This window comes from Mesorhizobium sp. LCM 4577 (assembly GCF_001854795.2).
GTDB lineage: Bacteria > Pseudomonadota > Alphaproteobacteria > Rhizobiales > Rhizobiaceae > Mesorhizobium > Mesorhizobium plurifarium.
In genome coordinates, this window is record NZ_MDDU01000054.1 from 39,528 (window position 1) to 57,724 (window position 18,197).

18 protein-coding genes are annotated in these 18,197 nt (G+C 65.4%); 6 read left to right on the forward strand and 12 right to left on the reverse strand.

All coding sequences use genetic code 11. The features are described 5' to 3' along the window. The 3 genes from hdaA to LCM4577_RS30560 are packed head-to-tail and all read right to left on the reverse strand — an operon-like array spanning nt 1 to nt 2,498. Nucleotides 1–705 (reverse strand): DnaA regulatory inactivator HdaA, encoded by a 705-nt coding sequence (gene hdaA / locus LCM4577_RS30550; protein ID WP_041009186.1) that lies wholly within the window; start codon nt 703–705, stop codon nt 1–3. A gap of 1 nt (nt 706) precedes the next feature. Beyond that, a complete protein-coding gene (locus LCM4577_RS30555; RefSeq protein ID WP_116390219.1) occupies nt 707–1,969 on the reverse strand; it encodes an AI-2E family transporter in 1,263 nt (420 codons plus the stop codon). Continuing rightward, nucleotides 1,866–2,498, reverse strand: coding sequence for a CDP-alcohol phosphatidyltransferase family protein (locus LCM4577_RS30560; RefSeq protein ID WP_083354911.1), 633 nt, complete (start codon nt 2,496–2,498; stop codon nt 1,866–1,868). The genes LCM4577_RS30555 and LCM4577_RS30560 overlap by 104 nt, the downstream gene beginning before the upstream one ends. Before the next feature lie 175 nt (nt 2,499–2,673). Between LCM4577_RS30560 and purM the strand changes: the two genes are divergently transcribed. The 3 genes from purM to LCM4577_RS30575 are packed head-to-tail and all read left to right on the forward strand — an operon-like array spanning nt 2,674 to nt 4,981. Beyond that, complete coding sequence (purM, locus tag LCM4577_RS30565) at nt 2,674–3,753, forward strand: phosphoribosylformylglycinamidine cyclo-ligase (RefSeq protein WP_071074694.1); 1,080 nt, start codon at nt 2,674–2,676, stop codon at nt 3,751–3,753. After that, a complete protein-coding gene (gene purN / locus LCM4577_RS30570; RefSeq protein ID WP_071074586.1) occupies nt 3,750–4,457 on the forward strand; it encodes a phosphoribosylglycinamide formyltransferase in 708 nt (235 codons plus the stop codon). Before purM ends, purN begins: the two co-directional genes overlap by 4 nt. Before the next feature lie 8 nt (nt 4,458–4,465). Further along, a complete protein-coding gene (locus LCM4577_RS30575) occupies nt 4,466–4,981 on the forward strand; it encodes a histidine phosphatase family protein (protein WP_071035807.1) in 516 nt (171 codons plus the stop codon). 105 nt (nt 4,982–5,086) lie between these two features. Here LCM4577_RS30575 and LCM4577_RS30580 read toward each other — a convergent pair whose 3' ends face one another. The 4 genes from LCM4577_RS30580 to LCM4577_RS30595 form a co-directional block, all read right to left on the reverse strand. Then, nucleotides 5,087–5,344, reverse strand: a complete 258-nt coding sequence (locus tag LCM4577_RS30580) for a DUF680 domain-containing protein (protein ID WP_040988316.1) — start codon at nt 5,342–5,344, stop codon at nt 5,087–5,089. A 295-nt stretch (nt 5,345–5,639) separates the two neighbouring features. Then, nucleotides 5,640–5,846 carry a DUF680 domain-containing protein gene (locus tag LCM4577_RS30585; protein WP_041009182.1) on the reverse strand — a complete coding sequence of 69 codons (207 nt, stop codon included), beginning with the start codon at nt 5,844–5,846 and terminating at the stop codon, nt 5,640–5,642. A gap of 333 nt (nt 5,847–6,179) precedes the next feature. Next, nucleotides 6,180–6,386 (reverse strand): DUF680 domain-containing protein, encoded by a 207-nt coding sequence (locus tag LCM4577_RS30590; RefSeq protein WP_041010800.1) that lies wholly within the window; start codon nt 6,384–6,386, stop codon nt 6,180–6,182. A 63-nt stretch (nt 6,387–6,449) separates the two neighbouring features. Further along, complete coding sequence (locus LCM4577_RS30595) at nt 6,450–6,683, reverse strand: DUF680 domain-containing protein (protein ID WP_071074587.1); 234 nt, start codon at nt 6,681–6,683, stop codon at nt 6,450–6,452. Nucleotides 6,684–7,164: 481 nt separating this feature from the next. Between LCM4577_RS30595 and LCM4577_RS30600 the strand changes: the two genes are divergently transcribed. Further along, nucleotides 7,165–7,842 carry a response regulator gene (locus LCM4577_RS30600; protein ID WP_040988308.1) on the forward strand — a complete coding sequence of 226 codons (678 nt, stop codon included), beginning with the start codon at nt 7,165–7,167 and terminating at the stop codon, nt 7,840–7,842. Beyond that, nucleotides 7,839–9,227: a sensor histidine kinase gene (locus tag LCM4577_RS30605; RefSeq protein WP_071035804.1), complete on the forward strand. Its 1,389-nt coding sequence runs from the start codon at nt 7,839–7,841 to the stop codon at nt 9,225–9,227. Before LCM4577_RS30600 ends, LCM4577_RS30605 begins: the two co-directional genes overlap by 4 nt. Here the strand turns inward: LCM4577_RS30605 and LCM4577_RS30610 are convergent, their stop codons facing one another. The 4 genes from LCM4577_RS30610 to dapB form a co-directional block, all read right to left on the reverse strand. After that, entirely contained in the window at nt 9,228–10,100 is an 873-nt protein-coding gene (locus tag LCM4577_RS30610; protein ID WP_071074588.1) for an ABC transporter permease, read from the reverse strand. Nucleotides 10,101–10,113: 13 nt separating this feature from the next. Next, nucleotides 10,114–10,968, reverse strand: coding sequence for an ABC transporter ATP-binding protein (locus tag LCM4577_RS30615; RefSeq protein WP_071035802.1), 855 nt, complete (start codon nt 10,966–10,968; stop codon nt 10,114–10,116). A 159-nt stretch (nt 10,969–11,127) separates the two neighbouring features. Next, entirely contained in the window at nt 11,128–12,087 is a 960-nt protein-coding gene (locus tag LCM4577_RS30620) for an ABC transporter substrate-binding protein (protein ID WP_071035929.1), read from the reverse strand. Between the two features lie 213 nt (nt 12,088–12,300). Then, nucleotides 12,301–13,074, reverse strand: a complete 774-nt coding sequence (dapB, locus tag LCM4577_RS30625) for a 4-hydroxy-tetrahydrodipicolinate reductase (RefSeq protein ID WP_071074695.1) — start codon at nt 13,072–13,074, stop codon at nt 12,301–12,303. 201 nt (nt 13,075–13,275) lie between these two features. On the opposite strand from dapB, the gene LCM4577_RS30630 reads away from it, so the two are divergent. Continuing rightward, complete coding sequence (locus tag LCM4577_RS30630; protein ID WP_071074589.1) at nt 13,276–16,056, forward strand: sel1 repeat family protein; 2,781 nt, start codon at nt 13,276–13,278, stop codon at nt 16,054–16,056. A 24-nt stretch (nt 16,057–16,080) separates the two neighbouring features. Here the strand turns inward: LCM4577_RS30630 and LCM4577_RS30635 are convergent, their stop codons facing one another. Continuing rightward, nucleotides 16,081–18,186, reverse strand: a complete 2,106-nt coding sequence (locus tag LCM4577_RS30635) for a molybdopterin oxidoreductase family protein (protein WP_071035800.1) — start codon at nt 18,184–18,186, stop codon at nt 16,081–16,083. Nucleotides 18,187–18,197: the final 11 nt, after the last annotated feature.

Genomic DNA, 18,197 nt, shown 5'->3' on the forward strand with positions numbered 1-18,197 from the left:
TCAGATATCGAACTCGCCCTGCCCTTCGTCCATGGCGCTGACGGTCTCGGCGGCCAGGGCGCGGGTGATCGGCGTCTTGCGTTCGAGGGCTGCGCGATCGAGGCGCTCGACGACGCGCATGGCGGTACCTAGCGAGCGCTCGATGCGGCGTACCAGATATTGCACCACATGCGGCTCGACCTCGACCTGACGGTCGGCGAAGAGCTTCGTGATGACGCCGGCGAGCAGCAGGTCGTCGGGCTCGTGGATCTCGACCGTCGCCGCCGCCTTCAACCGCGAGACGAGGTCGGGCAGCGCGACGCGCCAGGCCGAAGGGAAACGCCGCGCCGTGAGCAGCAGCGTCGAACCCGCGCCGCGCACGGCGTTGATCAGATGGAAAAGGCCCTGCTCGTCGATCGCCGCCTTGTCGATGTCGTCGATGAGCGCCGGCCTGACGCCGAGCCCGGCAATGTGCCCGCCGATGCGGCCGGGATCGATGGCGACGGCATGCGTGCGATCCTGCCAGATGCGGGCGAGATGCGTCTTGCCGGAGCCCGGCGGCCCGGCCAGCACGACCACCGGCGACGGCCAATCCGGCCAGCGGTCGATCAGGGATGCGGCTTGCGCGTTGGTGCCCGAGACGACGAGCTCGTCGCGCGAATAGCCGGTGCCGTGGCCGAGATCGAGCGGCAGCTGGCGCGGCGTATCTGCTGGCTGAGCAGCCATTTCAGCCCCGCGTCGAGCGATGGCCGCCGCCGCGATCGGCCGGCAAGGGCGGCACGGGCTGGGCGGCATGGCCTTTGTAGAGCGGCGATTCGAGGTAGCGGGCGATGGCGAAGCGCACCAGCACGGCAATCGCCGCCGAGGCCGGCACGGCAATCAACAGGCCGACGAAGCCGAACAGCGCGCCGAAGGCAAACAGCGCGAACATCAGCCACACCGGATGCAGGCCGACGCTCTTTCCGACCAGCCTGGGCTGCAGGATGTTGCCCTCGATGAATTGGCCGACGAAGAACACGCAGGCTACCAGCACCACCATGGTCCAGTCCGGCCAGAACTGGACGAAGGCGACGCCGACGGCGAGCACCAGCCCGGTCAGCGAGCCGACATAGGGGATGAAGGAGATCACCCCGGCGAAGAAGCCGATGAGGATGGCGAAGTTCAATCCGGTCAGCGTCAGCCCGGTGGCGTACATGGCGCCGAGCACAAGGCATAGCGTGCCCTGCCCGCGCACGAAACCGGCGGTGGCGGTGTTGATGTCGCGGGCAAGCGCGCGCACAGTCTCGACATGGTCGCGCGGCACCCAGCCGTCGACCTCGGCCACCATGCGGTCCCAGTCGAGCAGCATGTAGAAGGCGACGACCGGGGTGACGACGAACAGGCTGACCACCGAGACCAGCGCCACGCCCGAGCTCCAGATCGAGGTGAAGACGGTGGTGAGCAGGCTGAAGCCGGAGGTCAAGAGCGAGTTCAGCCCGTCGCGCAGGCCGGCGGCGTTGACGCCAAAACGCTGTTCCAGCCATTTCGGGTCGAAGCTGGTGATCAGCGACTGCAGGCGCGTGAGGTATTCTGGCAGCTTGCGGGCGAAATCGGCCATCTGCGTGGCCAGCACCGGGACCAGGATGACGAAGGCCAGCACCACGACGACGATGAAAGCGATCAGGATCACCACCGTCGCCATGAGGCGCGAGAGGCCGAGCCGCTGCAGCCAGTCGGCGACCGGATCGAGGAAATAGGCGAGCACCATGCCGGCGACGAAAGGCAGGAGGATGCCCGAGAAGACATAGAGGAACAGCGCCAGCAGCACCGCCGTCGCCAGCCAGAAGAAGACCTGGCGGCGAAGTCCGCCCGAGCCGTCCTCAACGGCGATCACCGCGCCATCATCGTCAGACGTCCGTGCTTGAGCCGCCTGATTTGCCGATGCCCGACTTGGTGTCGCCCGACTTGATGTCGCCGGTTTGGGAGTTGCTCGTCCGGGAGCCTTCGCCATAGCCGCTCATATGCCTTAGCCAAGCCACGAGATAGGCTGCGGCCGAAGCCACGGTCAAGACCCCGGTCAGCAATATGAGCGCGGTCCGCAACGGGCCGAGATGCACGGAAAAGGCAAGTTCGCCCARCACAAGCGCCGCCAGCACGATCTGCGCGGCGGTGTTGGCTTTCGATACAAAGAGCGGCTTCACCTCGACCGGATGGCTCATCACGCTGGACAAGAGCACCGCGCAGACGATCAGCCCGTCACGCGAGACCACGGTCACCACCAGCCAGAGCGGCAGTTCGCCGGCAAAGCCCATGACGACGAAGACGGAGACCAGCAGGAGCTTGTCGGCGACCGGATCGAGATAGGCGCCGAGGCGGGACGACTGGTTCCAGCGACGCGCGATGAAGCCGTCGACACCATCGGAAATGCCGGCGACGAGGAAGCCGGCAAAGGCCCAACCCCAAAGCGACTGCAGCATGGCCAGCACCACGGCGGGCACGAGCAGCAGCCGCATGATCGTGATCATGTTGGGAAAGGTCACGTGATGTCCCGTCGTCTTTGTTTGTTGGGGAAAAGATGAGGTAGATGGGAGGTGGGCGCAAGGGCGAGCCGATGAAGCGAGCAATCTCCCCCTTGAGGGAGATTAGCTCTCGCGCCTTGCTCCCCGAAACCATTCATGCGAAGAGCCCGCAATGACCAACAGGGACGAGCCGACGATGAGCAAGGGCGACAAGGCCAAGCGCAAGAACGGGCTCACCTATGCCGAGGCGGGCGTCGATATCGATGCCGGCAATCTGATGGTCGAGAAGATCAAGCCGCTGGTGCGCGCGACGCGCCGGCCGGGCGCCGACGGTGAGATCGGCGGCTTCGGCGGCCTCTTCGATTTGAAGGCCGCCGGCTTCACCGACCCGGTGCTGGTCGCGGCCAATGACGGCGTCGGCACCAAGCTCAAGATCGCTATCGATTCCGGTAAGCACGACACGATCGGCATCGACCTCGTCGCCATGTGCGTCAACGACATCGTCGTGCAGGGCGCCGAGCCGCTGTTCTTCCTCGACTATTTCGCCACCGGCAAGCTCGATCCGGACCAGGGCGCCGCGATCGTCGGTGGCATCGCGCAAGGCTGCCGGCAGGCGGGCTGCGCGCTGATCGGCGGCGAGACTGCCGAAATGCCCGGCATGTATCACGACAAGGACTACGACCTTGCCGGTTTCGCGGTCGGCGCCGCCGAGCGCGGACAACTGCTTCCGACCGACGACATCGTCGAGGGCGACGTGCTGCTCGGCCTCGCCTCGTCGGGGCTGCACTCGAACGGCTTTTCGCTGGTGCGCCGGATCGTGGCGACGAGCGGTCTTGCCTGGAGCGATCCGGCGCCCTTCAACGAGGAACTCAGCCTAGCCGAGGCGCTGCTCGAGCCGACGCGCATCTATGTGAAGTCGATCCTCAAGGCGATCCGCAACACGCATGGCATCAAGGCGCTCGCGCACATCACCGGCGGCGGTTTCCCGGAAAACATTCCGCGCGTGCTGCCCAAGGATTTTTCGGCCGAGCTCGACCTCGAGGCGATCGACGTGCCGCCGGTGTTCTCGTGGCTGGCAAGGACCGGCGGCGTCGCGCCGCAAGAGATGATGCGCACCTTCAACTGCGGCATCGGCATGATCCTCGCCGTCGCCTCCGGCCAGGCAGCACAGGTCGCGGCGGTGCTGCAGGAAGCCGGCGAGACCGTGACGCCGATCGGCCGAATCGTGCCGCGACGCGACGCCGGTGTCATCTACAGGGGCTCGATCGGCCTATGAGCAGGAAGCGCACGGTCGTCCTGATCTCGGGACGCGGCTCGAACATGACGGCGCTGATTGCGGCGGCCAGCGACCCAGCCTATCCGGCCGAGATCGTCGGCGTCATCTCCGACCGGGCGAACGCCGCGGGCCTCGGCATCGCGCAGTCGCGCGGCATCGCCACCAAGGTCATCCAGCGCGCCGACCATCCGAGCAAGGATGCCTATGACGCCGCGATCGACGCGGCGCTTACCGGCTTCGGCGCCGACATCGTCGCGCTCGCCGGCTATATGCGCATCCTCGGCCGCGGCCTCGTCGAGAAATGGCAGGGGCGCATGATCAACATCCACCCCGCCCTGCTGCCGGCCTTCAAGGGTCTGGACACGCATGCGCGCGCGATCCGCGCCGGCGTTCGCATCCATGGCTGCTCGGTGCATTTCGTTACGCCCGAGATGGATGACGGCCCGCTCATCGCCCAGGCCGCGGTGCCGGTGATGGTCGGCGACAATGAGGATACGCTTGCCGCACGGGTGTTGAAGGTGGAACACCGGCTCTACCCGCTGGCGCTCGGTCTGGTCGCCGAAGGCAAGGCGCGCATGGAAAAGGGCCACACCGTGCTCGCCCATTTCGCCGACGACGCCGACAACGCCACCTCGGTGGTGATGGCGCCGGATCCACTGCGCGAAGAAACCGACCTCGAACAGCTGGCGCGGATCACGCCGTAGAGGCGTCAATGCTCCTGAAACAACTGCTGATCCTGCGCCACGCGAAGTCGAGCTGGGACGGTCCGGCACTTGCCGATTTCGACCGGCCGCTGGCCCCGCGCGGCTTGAAGACGGCGCCGCTGATGGGGCGGGAGCTTGCCCGGCGCGGCTGGCTGCCGGATCTGGCGCTGGTCTCGCCGACGCTGCGCACCCGCGACACCTGGCGGCTGGTTGCCCAGGAGCTGCCGAAGCATGTGCAGGCGGAATTTGCGGAAGAACTCTACGAGGCGGCGCCTGCCACCATTCTGGCGCGGGTGCGGCAGGCCAAGGCAACCAACCTGCTCGTGATCGGCCACAATCCCGGCCTGCAGCAGTTTGGGTTGCGGCTGGCGGGCGCCGGATCGGATGAGAGCGTCTTCAAGAAGATCGAAGCGAAGTTTCCGACGGCGGCGCTCGCGCGATTCACGCTGGACGAGGATTGGGTGGACCTCGACTTTCGCGGCGCCCGGCTGACCCATTGCATTCGGCCGAAGGATCTGGCGTAGACGACGCCGCCAATCTCCCGGCAAGAAAAGAATTGGCGCTTCGTCGCCGCTCAGTACAAAAGGCGGCGGAGCAAGCCCGCCGCCTTTGACATTTCGGGGTGAAAATCAGTTGCCCCAGATGCCCTGGCCCGGATCGGGCCAAGCCTTGGAACCGGCGGGACCGGTGGTCATCGAATTGTCGACATCACCCGGCCTCGCCACCTCATGCTTGCGGATCGAAGCGGTGAGGCTGGTGTCGACGCCGGCGGTCGGCCGATTGGCATCGTTAGGGTCATAATGGCTGCTTCCGGCATGATCGCTGCCGGCGAAGGCGGAGCCCATCGCGAGAAGCATTGCGGCAGTGGTGAGAGCGATCCTGGTCATTTCAGTTTTCCTTGTTCATCTGGTTTCGTCGGGGCGGTGGCCTTGGGAGGATGGCCCCGCTGCCGACAAGACCCGCGACGGTCGGGATTTATTCCCGGCCAATCCGTTTTTCAGCCACCACAGCAGCCTCGGCTTGGATTTGGCCCGGAAAAAGACAAACAATTACAAATGCTTGTGATGACAAATCCTTGTGATCGATCCAACCCGGCGATAGCCGGCTGTCGAAAAGCAGAGCGGCGGGCTTGTCCCGCCGCTCAAGGGTCTTGGAAGAGAGGGTCTTGGAAGACCGGGCCGTTCAGCGATTGCCGAACAGGTCCTGGGCCTCGGCCTGGGGCGCGGGCTTCCGGACATTCGCGTCCGACTTCTTGATCGAAGCGGTGAACGAGGTGTCGACCGAAGCAGCCTGCCGGTTGGCCTCATTGGGATTGTAGTGATCCGACCCAGCGAAGGCGGCGCCAGTGGCGACAAGCAGGGCGGCAGCGGTAAGAGCGATCTTGGTCATTTCAAATACTCCTGGTTTCGGGTTGAGCTGTTTGGTCGGGCGCGATTGACGATCCGATGACCTGGTGGATCGGCATGGGACAGCCTCGGACAATCGCCCGGGTGCCGCCCGCTCGCTCCACTCCTTGAATTTCCTGGCATCGGCCCCGTCTATCGGCCCTTGCTCCCACTTCGACGGCACCAGGGGCGTCGTTACAGGCATCACCGCTTCGTGATGAATGCTTGATCAACCCCGGAAAGCCGGCCCAAGGGTAGCCGGCTGCAGAAAAACAGAGCGGCGGGACAAGCCCGCCGCTTCGAAGTCTTGGGAGAGAGTCTTGGAAGACCGGGCCGTTCAGCGGTTGCCGAACAGATCCTGGGCAGGAGCCTGAGCCGCCGGCTTCTGGACATTCGCGTCCGACTTCTTGATCGAAGCGGTGACCGAGGTGTCGACCGAAGCGGCCGGCCGGTTGGCTTCGTTGGGGTTGTAGTGGTCGGACCCAGCGAAAGCGGCGCCAGTGGCGACAAGCAGGGCGGCGGCGGTAAGAGCGATCTTGGTCATTTGAGTTACTCCAAATTCAAAGTTGATGATTGGGTTGAGATATTGGTCAGGACTGGAACCAGCTTAGTGGTTGCCCCAGAGGCCCTGGCCGGATTCCTGCTGGTTCGAGCTCGGCGCGTTCTTGATGAAGCGCTGTTCGAACTTGCTGATSGAGCCGGTGACGGTGCGATCGACGTTGCCCGCCGGGGCCGTTACCGCCGACTGGTTGGCATCATTGGGGTTGAAGTGGTCGCTGCCGGCGAAAGCGCTGCCCGTGGCAATGAGGAAGGCAACGGCGGCAAAAGCAATCTTGTTCATTTTAGGTACTCCAGATTTCAAAAGTCGTGTCCGTCTAGTGGCGTGCCTTAATGGAAATTCGCGTCGCTCGGACCACCCCGAAATGGGTCGGCCCTGTTGCCATTTCCAATCACGAAAAGTTGTGAACCGAACCGTTCGGTTCGATCTTGAAATTGCGTGAACGATGCAGCGGCCACATTTTTATCATTTAATACCAGTCGTTTAGGGCCATCATCGCCAGATGGGGCACCCTGATATGGGCTGGCGGTGTTCACCAGGGTTACACGAACCGTCAACATTAATTGAACCGAACGGTTCGGTTTTATTACTTGCATGGCCCGACAGGTGGTTCGGCAGGCGCCGTGACCGGGCGGCGACCGCCGGGAAACCACGTTTGCCTTGCGGGCCGATCGATACTATCGGTTGCCTCAGGGACCAATTTGGACGTCGCCCGCCGCACTTGGCGAAGGTCGGCGCCGTTGGGAGGAAACAGCGACAAACGATGCGGCTGCTGCTTGTCGAGGACAATCGCGAACTGGCCGATTGGCTGAGCAAGACGCTGCGCCAGGCGAGCTATGTCGTCGACGTCGTGCATGACGGCGAGGATGTCGAGCATGCCTTGGCTGCCGGCGAGCATGCCTTGATCATCCTCGACCTCGCCCTGCCCCGCATGGGCGGCATGGAGGTGCTGAAAAGGCTGCGGGCGCGCGGCAACCCGGTGCCGGTGATCGTGCTCACCGCCAATGCCAGCCTCGACGGCCGGGTCAAGGGCCTCAACGAAGGCGCCGACGACTACCTGGCGAAACCTTTCCAGATCGAGGAGCTGGAAGCCCGCATCCGCGTGCAGCTGCGCCGTGCCAACGATCGCACCGCGCCGGTCATTGCCTGCGGCGACCTTGTGTTCGACACCAACACCCGCCTGTTCTCGCTTGCCGGCGCGACGCTGTCGCTGACACCGCGCGAGCACGCCGTGCTGGAACAGCTCGTCGTCAAGGCCGGGCGCACGGTGAGCAAGGCAGCGCTCTCGACCGCGATCTACGACTTCGAGACGGATGCCGACCCCAGCGCCATCGAGATTTATGTGCATCGCCTGCGCAAGAAGCTCGAGGGCTCGCGCGTCCAGATCGCAACCTTGCGCGGCCTTGGCTATCTCTTGCGCCACGACGATCCGGCGCCATGAGGATCGGCAGGCTTCGGATCGGCAGCCTTCGCCTGCAATTGCTGGCCTGGGTGGTGCTGCCGCTGGCCGGGCTCGCCGCCATCAATTTGTGGACGAGCCAGCGCAACGCGCTGGCGACCGCGGACCTCGTCACCGACCGCATGCTGGTCGGCTCGGCGCGCGCCATCGCCGAACAGGTGGCGATGGCCGACGGCGTGCTGGACGCGACCGTGCCGCCGGCGGCGATCGAGATGTTCGACACCGGCGACCGCGACAGCGTCTACTATCACGTCGAGACGGCCGGCGGACGGCTGCTGACCGGCTATCCCGACCTGCCCGTGGCGCCGGAGCACGGCAGCATCGAAGCCTCCTATCGCGATCACCCGCTGCGCCTGGCGACGCTCAGCCATGCCGTGATCGGCGCCGGCACGGATTCGCCGATCAAGGTCACGGTCGGCGTCACGCTCGCCGGCCATGACGCGATGGTTAGGCGCCTGTGGCTCAGCGCCTTCGCCCAGCAGCTTGCCTTGGTGGCTATTGCCGGCGTGTTCGTGCTGCTCGGCCTGCGCCGCGGGCTGGCGCCGCTCATCCGGCTGCGCGATGCCGTGCGCTCGCGAAGCCGCAGCGATCTCGATCCGGTGGAGGTCTCGGGCGCGCAGAGCGAGATCCGACCGCTGATCGACGCGCTCAACGCCTATATGGAGCGCGTGCGGGCGCAGATGGCGGCGCAGCGGCGCTTCATCGCCAATGCCGCGCACCAGCTGCGCACGCCGCTGGCGCTCTTGTCGATGCAGGCAAGCTATGCCTTGCGCGAAACCGCGGCCGACCGGCGCCAGGAGGCGCTGGTCGCCTTGCAGGCGAGTTCCGGCAAGTTGGCGCGGTTGGCCGAACAGTTGCTAACCCTGTCCAGGGCAGAACCCGGCAGCCGACGGCCGCGCGCCGATCGCATCGACCTCACCGAAGCTGCGCGCCATGTGCTGGAAGCGCAGGCGCCGGCGGCGATCGACCGCGCCATCGACCTCGGTCTCGAGGAGAACGGACCGGTGACGGTGGTCGGCGACGGCACGATGCTGCGCGAGATGATCGTGAACCTTGTCGACAACGCGCTGCGCTATTCCAAACCGGGCGGCAGCGTCACGGTGAGGCTCGCCGCCTCGGACGGCGAGGCCGAGCTCACGGTCAGCGATGCCGGGCCTGGCATTGCGCCTGAAGAGCGCGAGCATGTCTTCGAGCGCTTCTATCGTATTGCCGGCGCAACCGAGGAAGGCAGCGGGCTTGGTCTCGCCATCGTGCGCGAGGTGGTCGAGAATGCCGGCGGCAGCGTCACGCTGGGCGACGCCGCTGCCGGCGGGCTCAAGGTCGAGGTGAGGCTGCCGCTGGCTGCGGCTAAAGACTCCGCTGCCTGATCACGTCCCCTGCTCGTTGAACGGCGCCGGGCGCCATTTCACCACATAGTTCTCGAAGCGGGTGATCAGGAACTCCACCACCAGCGCCATCACCGCCAGGATGATCATGGCGGCAAAGACGCCATTGGCATTGAAGGCGCCCTGCGCGGTGGAGATCAAGAGACCCATGCCCTGCTTGGCGCCGAGGAACTCGCCGACGACCGCACCGACAAGGGCGAAGCCGAACGAGACGTGCAGGCTGGCGAGGATCCAGCTCATCGCCGAGGGGATGATGACCGATGTGGTGATCTGCATTGGCGAGGCGCCGAGGATCTGCGCGTTGGCGATCATCGCGCGATCGGCCTCGCGCACGCCCTGGAAGGCGTTGGCGAAGACGACGAAGAACACCATCACGACAGCCAGCGCCACCTTGGACGCCATGCCGAGACCAAGCGCGATGATGAATACCGAGCCGAGCACCACGCGCGGCACCGAGTTCGCGATCTTGATGTAGATCGAGAACACATCGGCCAGGAGCTTGTTGCGGCCGAGGATGATGCCCGCCACGATGCCGCCGACGGCGCCGATGGCGAAGCCGAGGAAGGTTTCCTCAAGCGTCACGTAGATCTGCAGCCAGAGCGGCCCCTGCGAGGTGCCCTCGGTGACCCAGGACCAAATCTGTTCCCAGATGCCGGACGGGCTGGAGAAGAAGAACGGATCGATGATGTTGTAGTCGGCGCAGAGTTCCCAAAGGCCAAGGAAGACGACCAGGATCGCGAGGCGCAGGCCGATGACCAGCGTGTGGCGCTTGCGCAGCCGCGCCTTTGCCTGCGCTTCGGCGGCGACAATCGAAGTGGCGCGGGCGGCTTGATCGGTCGGAGAGATGGCGGTCATGGCAGGTCTCCTTTCAATGGCCGGTCTGAAGGCCACGGCTCTGGCCGAGCTGCACTTCCTCGCGCAGATCGTTCCAGATCACCTTGGCGATCTCGATGAATTTCGGATCGTAGCGGATATCGGCCATGACGCGCGGGCGCGGCAGGTCGATGCGGTAGACGCTCTTTACCGTGCCTGGGCCGGCGGTGAGCACATAGACCTTGTCGGCCAGGGCCACCGCTTCCTCCAGATCATGCGTGACGAAGACGACGGAGGATTTCAGTCCGGACCACAGGCCCAAGAGCTCGTCCTGCATGGCGGTGCGCGTCTGCATGTCGAGCGCGCTGAAGGGCTCGTCCATCAACAGGATCTTGGGCTGGTTGATGAAGGTCTGGGCTAGCGCGACGCGCTTGCGCATGCCGCCCGAGAGCTGGTGCGGATAATGCTTCTCGAAACGCGAAAGGCCGACGCGGCCGATCCAGTCGCGCGCCTTGTCGTAGGCTTCCTGCTTCGGCGTGCCGCGGAAGAGCGGACCGGCGGCGACATTGTCAATGACGCTGCGCCATGGAAACAGCGCGTCGGCCTGGAAGACGAAGCCAATGTCGCGGCTGATGTCGGTGACCGGATTGCCCATGACGCGGACATTGCCGGTGGTCGGACGCAAGAGCCCGGTGACGAGGTTGAGCGTCGTCGACTTGCCGCAGCCGGTCGGGCCGACGACGCAGGCGAACTCGCCGCGCGCCACCGTCATCGTGAAATCGCGGATCGCCGTCATCATGTGGCCGTCCGGCGTGACGAAGCGCAGCGTCACATCGTCGATGGCTATGGCGGCATCGGTCGGCGGCGCGGCGGGAGACAGTTTCTCGGCCGCCATGGTCTGCGATTGCATGGCACACTCCTGTTGTGGTGGCGCGGGGGTGGCGCGGCTCGGGCCAGTGGCCTGCTCGCCGGCATCCGAAAAGCGCGGCTGCCAAATTGATTCAGGCAGCCGGCGCAAGCTCTTGTTTTTCTGAAGCGGACGGGGTCCGTCGCCCTCGCCCGCCGGCGCTTACTTCGCCGCGTCGACGAACTCGGTCGTGTAAGTCTTCGACAGGTCGATCTGCTTGCCCTGCAGGCTCTTGGAGAAGGTCGACAGAACCTTCAGCACCGTCTCCGGTCCGTCGGCCGGCATGCGGCCGTCAGGCGTAAACATCGCCTTGCCGCCGGCAAGGCCCTGCACGTAGAGGTCCTTGCTGCCGGCGTAATAGTCCTTCGGCATCTTGTCGGCGATCTCCTCGGCCGAGTGGCCGGCGATGAACTTCATCGTCTTGACGAAAGCGTTGGCAAGCTTCTGCGCCTCGTCCTTGTGGCCCTCGAGCCAGCTCGACTGAACGTAGAAAGAGGCTGCCGGATAGTCGCCGCCCAGCGCTTCCTTGGTCTTCTCGGGCGTGCGCATGTCGACGAGCACCTTGGCCTCGCCGGTCTGGAGCAGCTTGGCGATGGTCGGCTCGGTGGTCATGCCGGCCTGGATCTGATCCTGCTTGACGGCGGCGATGAAGGTGTTGCCGGCGCCGACCGGAAGCAGCGTGTAATCGCCCGGCTTCAGGCCGTTGCGGACCGCGAGATACTGGGTGAGGAAATCGGTTGAGGAACCGAGGCCGGTGACGCCGAGCGTCGCGCCCTTGAAGTCGGCCGGCGACTTGATCTCCGGGTGCTTGGCCGAAACCAGCTCGACCTCGCCCGGCGCCTGGCTGAACTGCACGATCGACTGGATGTATTTGCCCTTCGACTGCAGGTCGACGGTGTGGTCGTAGAAGCCGACGACACCCTGCACGGCGCCGGCCAGCAACTCGTTCTCCGCCTCGACGCCGGCTCGGGAGTTCACCAACTCCACGTCCAGCCCCTCATCCTTGAAGTAGCCGAGCTGCTGGGTGAGCACGGCCGGCAGATAGATCTGCTTTTCCATGCCGCCGACGATGATGGTGATCTTGTCGGCAGCCGAAGCCGCCGATGTGCCGGCGCCGACCATGGCAAGCGTCAGCGCCACCGAGCGCAGGACGCGTTTAGAGATGAGACGGGTCACGTGACTTCCTCCACTGGGCGGCGCGGCGCGCCGCATTTCCTCCTTGCGGCCACTCCCAGCCGCTCATGTGGCGAACGCCACAAAACCGTCATGGCACGGCCAAGCTTTCAGCTGGCTTTCAGCCTTTTTGGCGTGCGTTGAAATGCAATCCGGCGAATTTCACGAGCTAGCGAACCCCAGCACATCGTGCATGTCGTATTGGCCGGGCGACCGCCCGACGACCCAGAGTGCGGCCGCAATGGCGCCGCGCGCGAACATCGAACGGTCTCCGGCGGCATGGGAGAGCGTGAGCGTCTCACCTTGGCTTAGGAAGCTCACGCTATGCTCGCCGACGATGCTGCCGCCGCGCATGACGGCAAAGCCGATCTCGCCGGCATTGCGCGAACCAACGAGGCCGTCGCGGGCGCGCTTCGCCACATCGTCCAGCTCGACGCCGCGTCCTCGCGAAACCGCCTCGCCCAGCATCAGCGCTGTCCCCGACGGCGCGTCGACTTTCATACGATGATGTGCTTCAAAGATCTCGATGTCGCAATCGTCAGGGCCGAGGRCCCGCGCCGCCTGCTCGACCAGGCCGGTCAGCATGTTGAGGCCGAGCGAATAGCTGCCTGAACGCACTATGGCGATCTTCTTCGCGGCTTCCGCAATGGCTTCCAGCTCTGCGGCGTCAAAACCGGTCGAGCCGATGACCAGCGCCGGACCACCCCGCGCCGCGCAGGCTGTTGCCAGTTCGGCCGATGCCGCGGGCGTGGTGAAGTCGACGACCACATCGGCAAGCGCCAGCGCCCTGTCGCGCTCGACCAGCCCCTCGCCCATGYTGCCTGGCCTGTGGAAGCGGGCGACGAGTTCCAGCCGCGGATCTGCCGCGACGGTCTGCGCCATCTGCCGGCCCATGCGGCCGAGCGCGCCGGCGATGGCTATCTTGAGCTGCGGCATGGCGATCCCTGTCGAAAGCTTGAGTCGGAACAATCCTCTAGCACGCCGCCTTGGCAAATTGATTTAAACGACCGCAGGGCGATACGAAGGCCGAATTGTAGGCGAATGTGAAGCGCCACACTCATCACCGTTGACATGGCATGCTAATTTAGCGCCTGTGGGTCCGGCAGCACCCGGACCCAAGTCCGAGGGGGGACGCTCATGCTGCGGCCAGTGCATGCCCTGGTTCTTTCCTGCCTCGCCTTGACGCCCTTTGCCGGAACGGCCTTGGGGGCGCAGGCGTCTTCCGAAAAATCTGACGATGCGGCCAAGAAGGCTGCGGACGATGCGGCGAAGAAGGCCGCGCTCGCCGAGGCAATCGGCACCTGCGACAAGGGCGCTTCCGTGCCGCTCGATCCTGAAGCCAAGGCGCCGCCTGTCCAATATGGCGAGCTCTTCCCGCAAGATTTTGATCTCAGCAAGCTCAAGACCCTCGCCGACAAATGCCAGGCTGCGATGCTCGGCGCGCCGCAGGAAAAGCGGCTGGCGCTGCAATGGCTGCGGGTCCAGGTCGCGCTCAACCAGCCGGGGCTTACCTTTCTCCTCCCGCAGATCAAGCTACTCGCCGACGGCGGCAGCCCGGAGGCGAACTATCTGCTCTACGAGTTCTATTCGGTGCATCGCCACGACGGCGCCGATGCCGGTCCGCCGCCGGTCACCCGGGACATGGCGCTCGATGCCTTGCAGAAGGCCGGCAAGGCCGGTCATCTCACGGCGCTAGAGACGTTGCTCCGTCAGTATATCGACGGGCCGCTGCTGCGTCGCGACCCGCACAAGGTGGTCGAGACCGCGCAACGCGTCATCGACGCGCCGGCCCAGGGTCAGTCGCCCGGCGAATGGGACAGCCAGTTCCGCGCCGCCATGCCCCTGCTGATTGCGCGGACGACGCTGGAGAATGACGGATTTTCCAGCGAGGAGCAGCAAAAGGCCTTTCATGCAGTCGAAACGGATTCGCAGGCCGGGACGAACGGCTCCGGACGATCGGCGCTGGCTTACATCAAGGCGCTGCGGCTGGGCCGCGGGACCTCGCAGGACGCGACAAAGGCCAGGCAGTTGCTGGAAGCGCGCGTCGGCAGCGATCAGTATGCCGTGCCTGTGCTGGCCGACATGCTGGCCAAGGGCGAAGGCGGCGCCACCGACGGCAAGCGCGCGATCGCCATGCTGCGCGCCGCAACCAAGACTGCCGCCGAGGCCGGGCCGATGCTCGCCGGCCTGCTCCTGGATGGAAAATTCGTCGGCCGCCAGCCGCGTGAGGCGATCCAGCTGCTCAACGGCTCCTGGGACCTCGACACCGGCATCAGGCTTGCGAACCTGCTTCCCGACTATGACGGCTTTCAGATCGACAATCCGGACCAACTGGTCGAGCGCCTGAGCGATGCCGCCGAGGCCGGCGAGCCGGGTGCTCCCCTTGCGCTGGCGCGGCTGCAGCTCTCCGACGACCAGCAGTTCAAGAACGAGGATGTGGCGCGCGCCATGCTGAAGCCGCTGGCAGACGCGGGCGACCGTGACGCGCTCTGGCTCTACGCCTCGACGCAATATGCCAATCTCGATTCGACCAGCTATCGCCCGTCGCGCCGCGACGACGGCCTGAACGACGACCAGCTGAAAGCGCTGATCGACGAAGGCGAGGCCAAGAAGGAGCAACAGGCCTATCTGCTGCACGCGAAGCTGTTGCGCAAAGGCGCGGTCTATCCGCAGGACGACCAGAAGGCGACGGCGATGCTGATCAACGCCGCCAATCTCGGCAGCGTCGAGGCCATGGTGCTGCTGGGCGATGCCTATGCCGACGGTGTCGGTATCGACAAGAACCCGCGCGAGCGGCTGCATGCCTGGCGCGAGGCGGCGCGGCTCGGTTCGCTCAAGGCGAAGGCCAAGCTCGCCAACGCCTTCACCTTCGACAGTTTCGATCATCTGATGACGCTGCGCGAAGGCATCACCGACCGCATTGCGCTCTACAATGACGGCATCGGCAGGATGGGCGCCGGCGTGTTCGGCGGCGACGCAGCGAGCATCGAACTGAGCGGCCTCTTTTCCGGGCCGGCCTCGAGCGCCGGAAACGCCGCGGTCGCGGCAGCGGTGATGGATGCGTTCCGCGAAGCGCCGGCGGGGCTCGCGGAAGAGAACCTCGTCGGCATCGGCAAGGCGCTGCCCGACGAGATCCGCATCGCCATCGAGACGACGCTGAAGAGCGAAGGTTTTTATACCGGCGAGCCGAAGGGCTATTTCGGCCCGGACGCGCGCAAGGCGCTCGCCGCCTGGGTCGACGCGAAAGGTCCGCTTGGCGATGCTCCCGCCTCGCAAGCCACAGCGACACAGCAGGCCGCTCCCGCTCCGGGCGGGCTCGACGCGGAAGTTCTCAACCGCATCCGCGACAAGGTCTTCGCCCAGGCGCAGGCTGCCAAGACTGACAAGCAGAAGCTTGCCGCCATCAAGCAGCTTGGCATTCTCGCCCGCTATGGCGACCTTCCCGCGCGCTGGGTGCTGGTGCGCAACTACCATCAGGCAAAAGCAATCCGATCGGTCGTCACGCCCGAGGAGATCACCCGCTATGCGCTCGACATACTGGTGTCGAAACCCGAGGGCGTCGACAAGCCGGAATTCGAGTTCATCTTCGACCTGACGCAGATCGCGCAGGACCGGAAATCGAAAGCGGTCGGCAATGCGACGCTGCAGGCGATCCGCGACGATCCGCGCCTGCAGGATCCACTGACGCTCGGGGCCATCATGGGCCAGTTCGCTTTCGCGCCGGACGCCTGCGACTCCGTGCTGGCCGCGGCCAGGAAAGCCGGCATCGACGGCGTCGGCGAGGACGGATGCGACGAGGACACGCGCACCGCCCTCATTGCCTTCGCCAAGGACAAAGGCGCGTCTGGTACCGACGCCGCGRCGCGCAAGGCGGCCGCGGACGAGGTCAAGGCGTTGGACGCGCAGGCGGCGAAGTGATCAGGGCGTAATCAAAGCAAATGTCTAAAGCGCCCTGAGCCAGACCTTGTTGTCGTGGACGGCGGCGCCGCCATAGGGTGCCGGAGCGTCGGCGCCGGTCAGCACGTTGATGCCCTCGCCGCGCTCATGCGCGCTGTTCGGCCAGATGCCTTCCGCGATCACCACGCCGCGCTTCACGCCGTCGAAGAACCTGGCGTGCAGCACCAGGTCGCCGCGGCGGTTGCCGACCTCGACACGGCCGCCATCCTCGATGCCGAGCACTGCTGCATCTTCGCGGTGGATGAGCAGCTCGGGCCTGCCTTCCTTGGCCTTCGAGACCGGCGTTTCGGCAAAGCTGGAGTTGAGGAAGTTGCGCGCCGGCGAGGTCGCCAGCCGGAATGGATGCTCCTCGTCCGCGACCTCGATCAGCTCGACATGGTCGGGGAATTCCGGCAGCCGCTCGACCGGACCGAACAGGCCCATGCTTTTCGGCGGCCGGTTGGGCGCCGACTGGCCTGTCCAGTTGGGCCGGAAGTGGAATTTCTTGTCGGCATGGCCGAAGCCGTTGATGAAATGCGCGTCGTCGAAGTCGGGCTGCAGGTCGACCCACTTCTCAGCCTTCAAACTGTCGAAGCTGCCGAGGCCGCGCTTGCCGAGGATGATGTCGATATGCTCGCGCTCGGTCAGGCCGAAGCCCGGACGGTCGCCGACACCCAGCCGCTTGCCGAGTTCCTCATTGACATAGTGGTTGGTGCGCGGCCCTTCCGGCGGCTCGATCAGCTTGGGGCCGAGCGTGATATGCTGGTTGCCGCCGCCCTTGTAGATGTCGTCATGCTCCAAAAACATCGTCGCCGGCAGCACGACGTCGGCGAGCTTGGCCGTATCGGTCATGAACTGCTCGTGCACGCAGGTGAACAGGTCGTCGCGCAGGAAACCCTTTCTCACCAGCCGCTGCTCCGGCGCGACATTGGCCGGATTGGTGTTCTGGATCAGCATCGCCGTCACCGGCGGGCCGCCATAGAGCGCGTCCGCCGCGCCCGTCAGCACCGGGCCAATGCGCGAATGGTCGAGATAGCGGATGTTCGGGTCGCGCATCGCGGTGCCCTCGAGCACGTCCTGGTTCAGCTTGAAGATGCCGGAATTGGAGTGGAAGGCGCCGCCGCCCTCATATTGCCAGGCGCCGGTGACGGCGGCGATCGAGGCCGCGGCATGCATGTTGACCGAGCCGTTGCGCTGGCGCGCGAAACCGTAGCCGAGGCGGAAATAGGTTTTCTTGGTCGTGCCGACGAGCCGGGCGAACGTCTCGATCTCGGCGACGCTCAAGCCCGTGATGGCGGCTGCCCATTCGGGCGTGCGGGTGCGCAAATGCTCTTCGAGGCCGCGCGGATCATCGGTGTATTTCTCGAGATAGGCGCGGTCGGCCATGCCGTCGCGGAACAGCACATGCATGACGGCGCAGGCGAGCGCGCCGTCGGTGCCGGGCTTCAGGACCAGGCCGAGATCGGCCTGCTTCATCGTGGCGTTGTCGTAGATGTCGATGACGACAATCCTCGCCCCACGTTCCTTGCGCGCCTTGGTCGCATGGGTCATGACGTTGACCTGCGTGACCACCGCATTGGTGCCCCAGATCACCACGCAATCGGACTTCGCCATCTCGCGCGGATCAGGCCCGCGCAAAGCGCCCGCGCCCATCATCCAGCCGGTCCAGGCGAGATTGGTGCAGATCGAGCCGAAGAAGCCGGAATATTTCTTGGCGTGCCGCAACCTTTCGATGCCGTCGCGCTGCACCAGCCCCATCGTGCCGGCGTAGTAATAGGGCCAGACCGTCTCCGAGCCGTATTTCGCTTCGGCCGCGATGAATTTTTCCGCCACGAGATCGAGCGCGGCCTCCCAGCTCGCCTCCTTCCAGGCGCCCTCGCCCTTGCCGCCGGCGCGCACCAGCGGCTTCAGCAGGCGATCGGGATGATGGACGCGGTCGGCATAGCGCGCGACCTTGGCGCAGACGACGCCCGCCGTGTAACTGTTCGCCTTGGCGCCATGCACGCGGCCGATGCGGTTGTCATCGAGCAGCTCGACTTCGAGCGCGCAGGTGGAGGGGCAATCATGCGGACAGGCGGAATGGCCGATCCTGAGCTTGGCGTGCTGGTTCATGCGGGGTGTTT

Coding starts and splice junctions, on each gene's coding strand:
- LCM4577_RS30580 (WP_040988316.1), bottom strand. CDS start 5,344: ATGACCAGGATCGCTCTCACCACTGCCGCAATGCTTCTCGCGATGGGC.
- purN (WP_071074586.1), top strand. CDS start 3,750: ATGAGCAGGAAGCGCACGGTCGTCCTGATCTCGGGACGCGGCTCGAAC.
- LCM4577_RS30555 (WP_116390219.1), bottom strand. CDS start 1,969: ATGGCGAAGGCTCCCGGACGAGCAACTCCCAAACCGGCGACATCAAGT.
- LCM4577_RS30615 (WP_071035802.1), bottom strand. CDS start 10,968: ATGCAATCGCAGACCATGGCGGCCGAGAAACTGTCTCCCGCCGCGCCG.
- LCM4577_RS30600 (WP_040988308.1), top strand. CDS start 7,165: ATGCGGCTGCTGCTTGTCGAGGACAATCGCGAACTGGCCGATTGGCTG.
- LCM4577_RS30590 (WP_041010800.1), bottom strand. CDS start 6,386: ATGACCAAGATCGCTCTTACCGCCGCCGCCCTGCTTGTCGCCACTGGC.
- hdaA (WP_041009186.1), bottom strand. CDS start 705: ATGGCTGCTCAGCCAGCAGATACGCCGCGCCAGCTGCCGCTCGATCTC.
- LCM4577_RS30620 (WP_071035929.1), bottom strand. CDS start 12,087: ATGGTCGGCGCCGGCACATCGGCGGCTTCGGCTGCCGACAAGATCACC.
- LCM4577_RS30635 (WP_071035800.1), bottom strand. CDS start 18,186: ATGAACCAGCACGCCAAGCTCAGGATCGGCCATTCCGCCTGTCCGCAT.
- LCM4577_RS30605 (WP_071035804.1), top strand. CDS start 7,839: ATGAGGATCGGCAGGCTTCGGATCGGCAGCCTTCGCCTGCAATTGCTG.
- LCM4577_RS30585 (WP_041009182.1), bottom strand. CDS start 5,846: ATGACCAAGATCGCTCTTACCGCTGCCGCCCTGCTTGTCGCCACTGGC.
- LCM4577_RS30610 (WP_071074588.1), bottom strand. CDS start 10,100: ATGACCGCCATCTCTCCGACCGATCAAGCCGCCCGCGCCACTTCGATT.
- LCM4577_RS30575 (WP_071035807.1), top strand. CDS start 4,466: ATGCTCCTGAAACAACTGCTGATCCTGCGCCACGCGAAGTCGAGCTGG.
- purM (WP_071074694.1), top strand. CDS start 2,674: ATGAGCAAGGGCGACAAGGCCAAGCGCAAGAACGGGCTCACCTATGCC.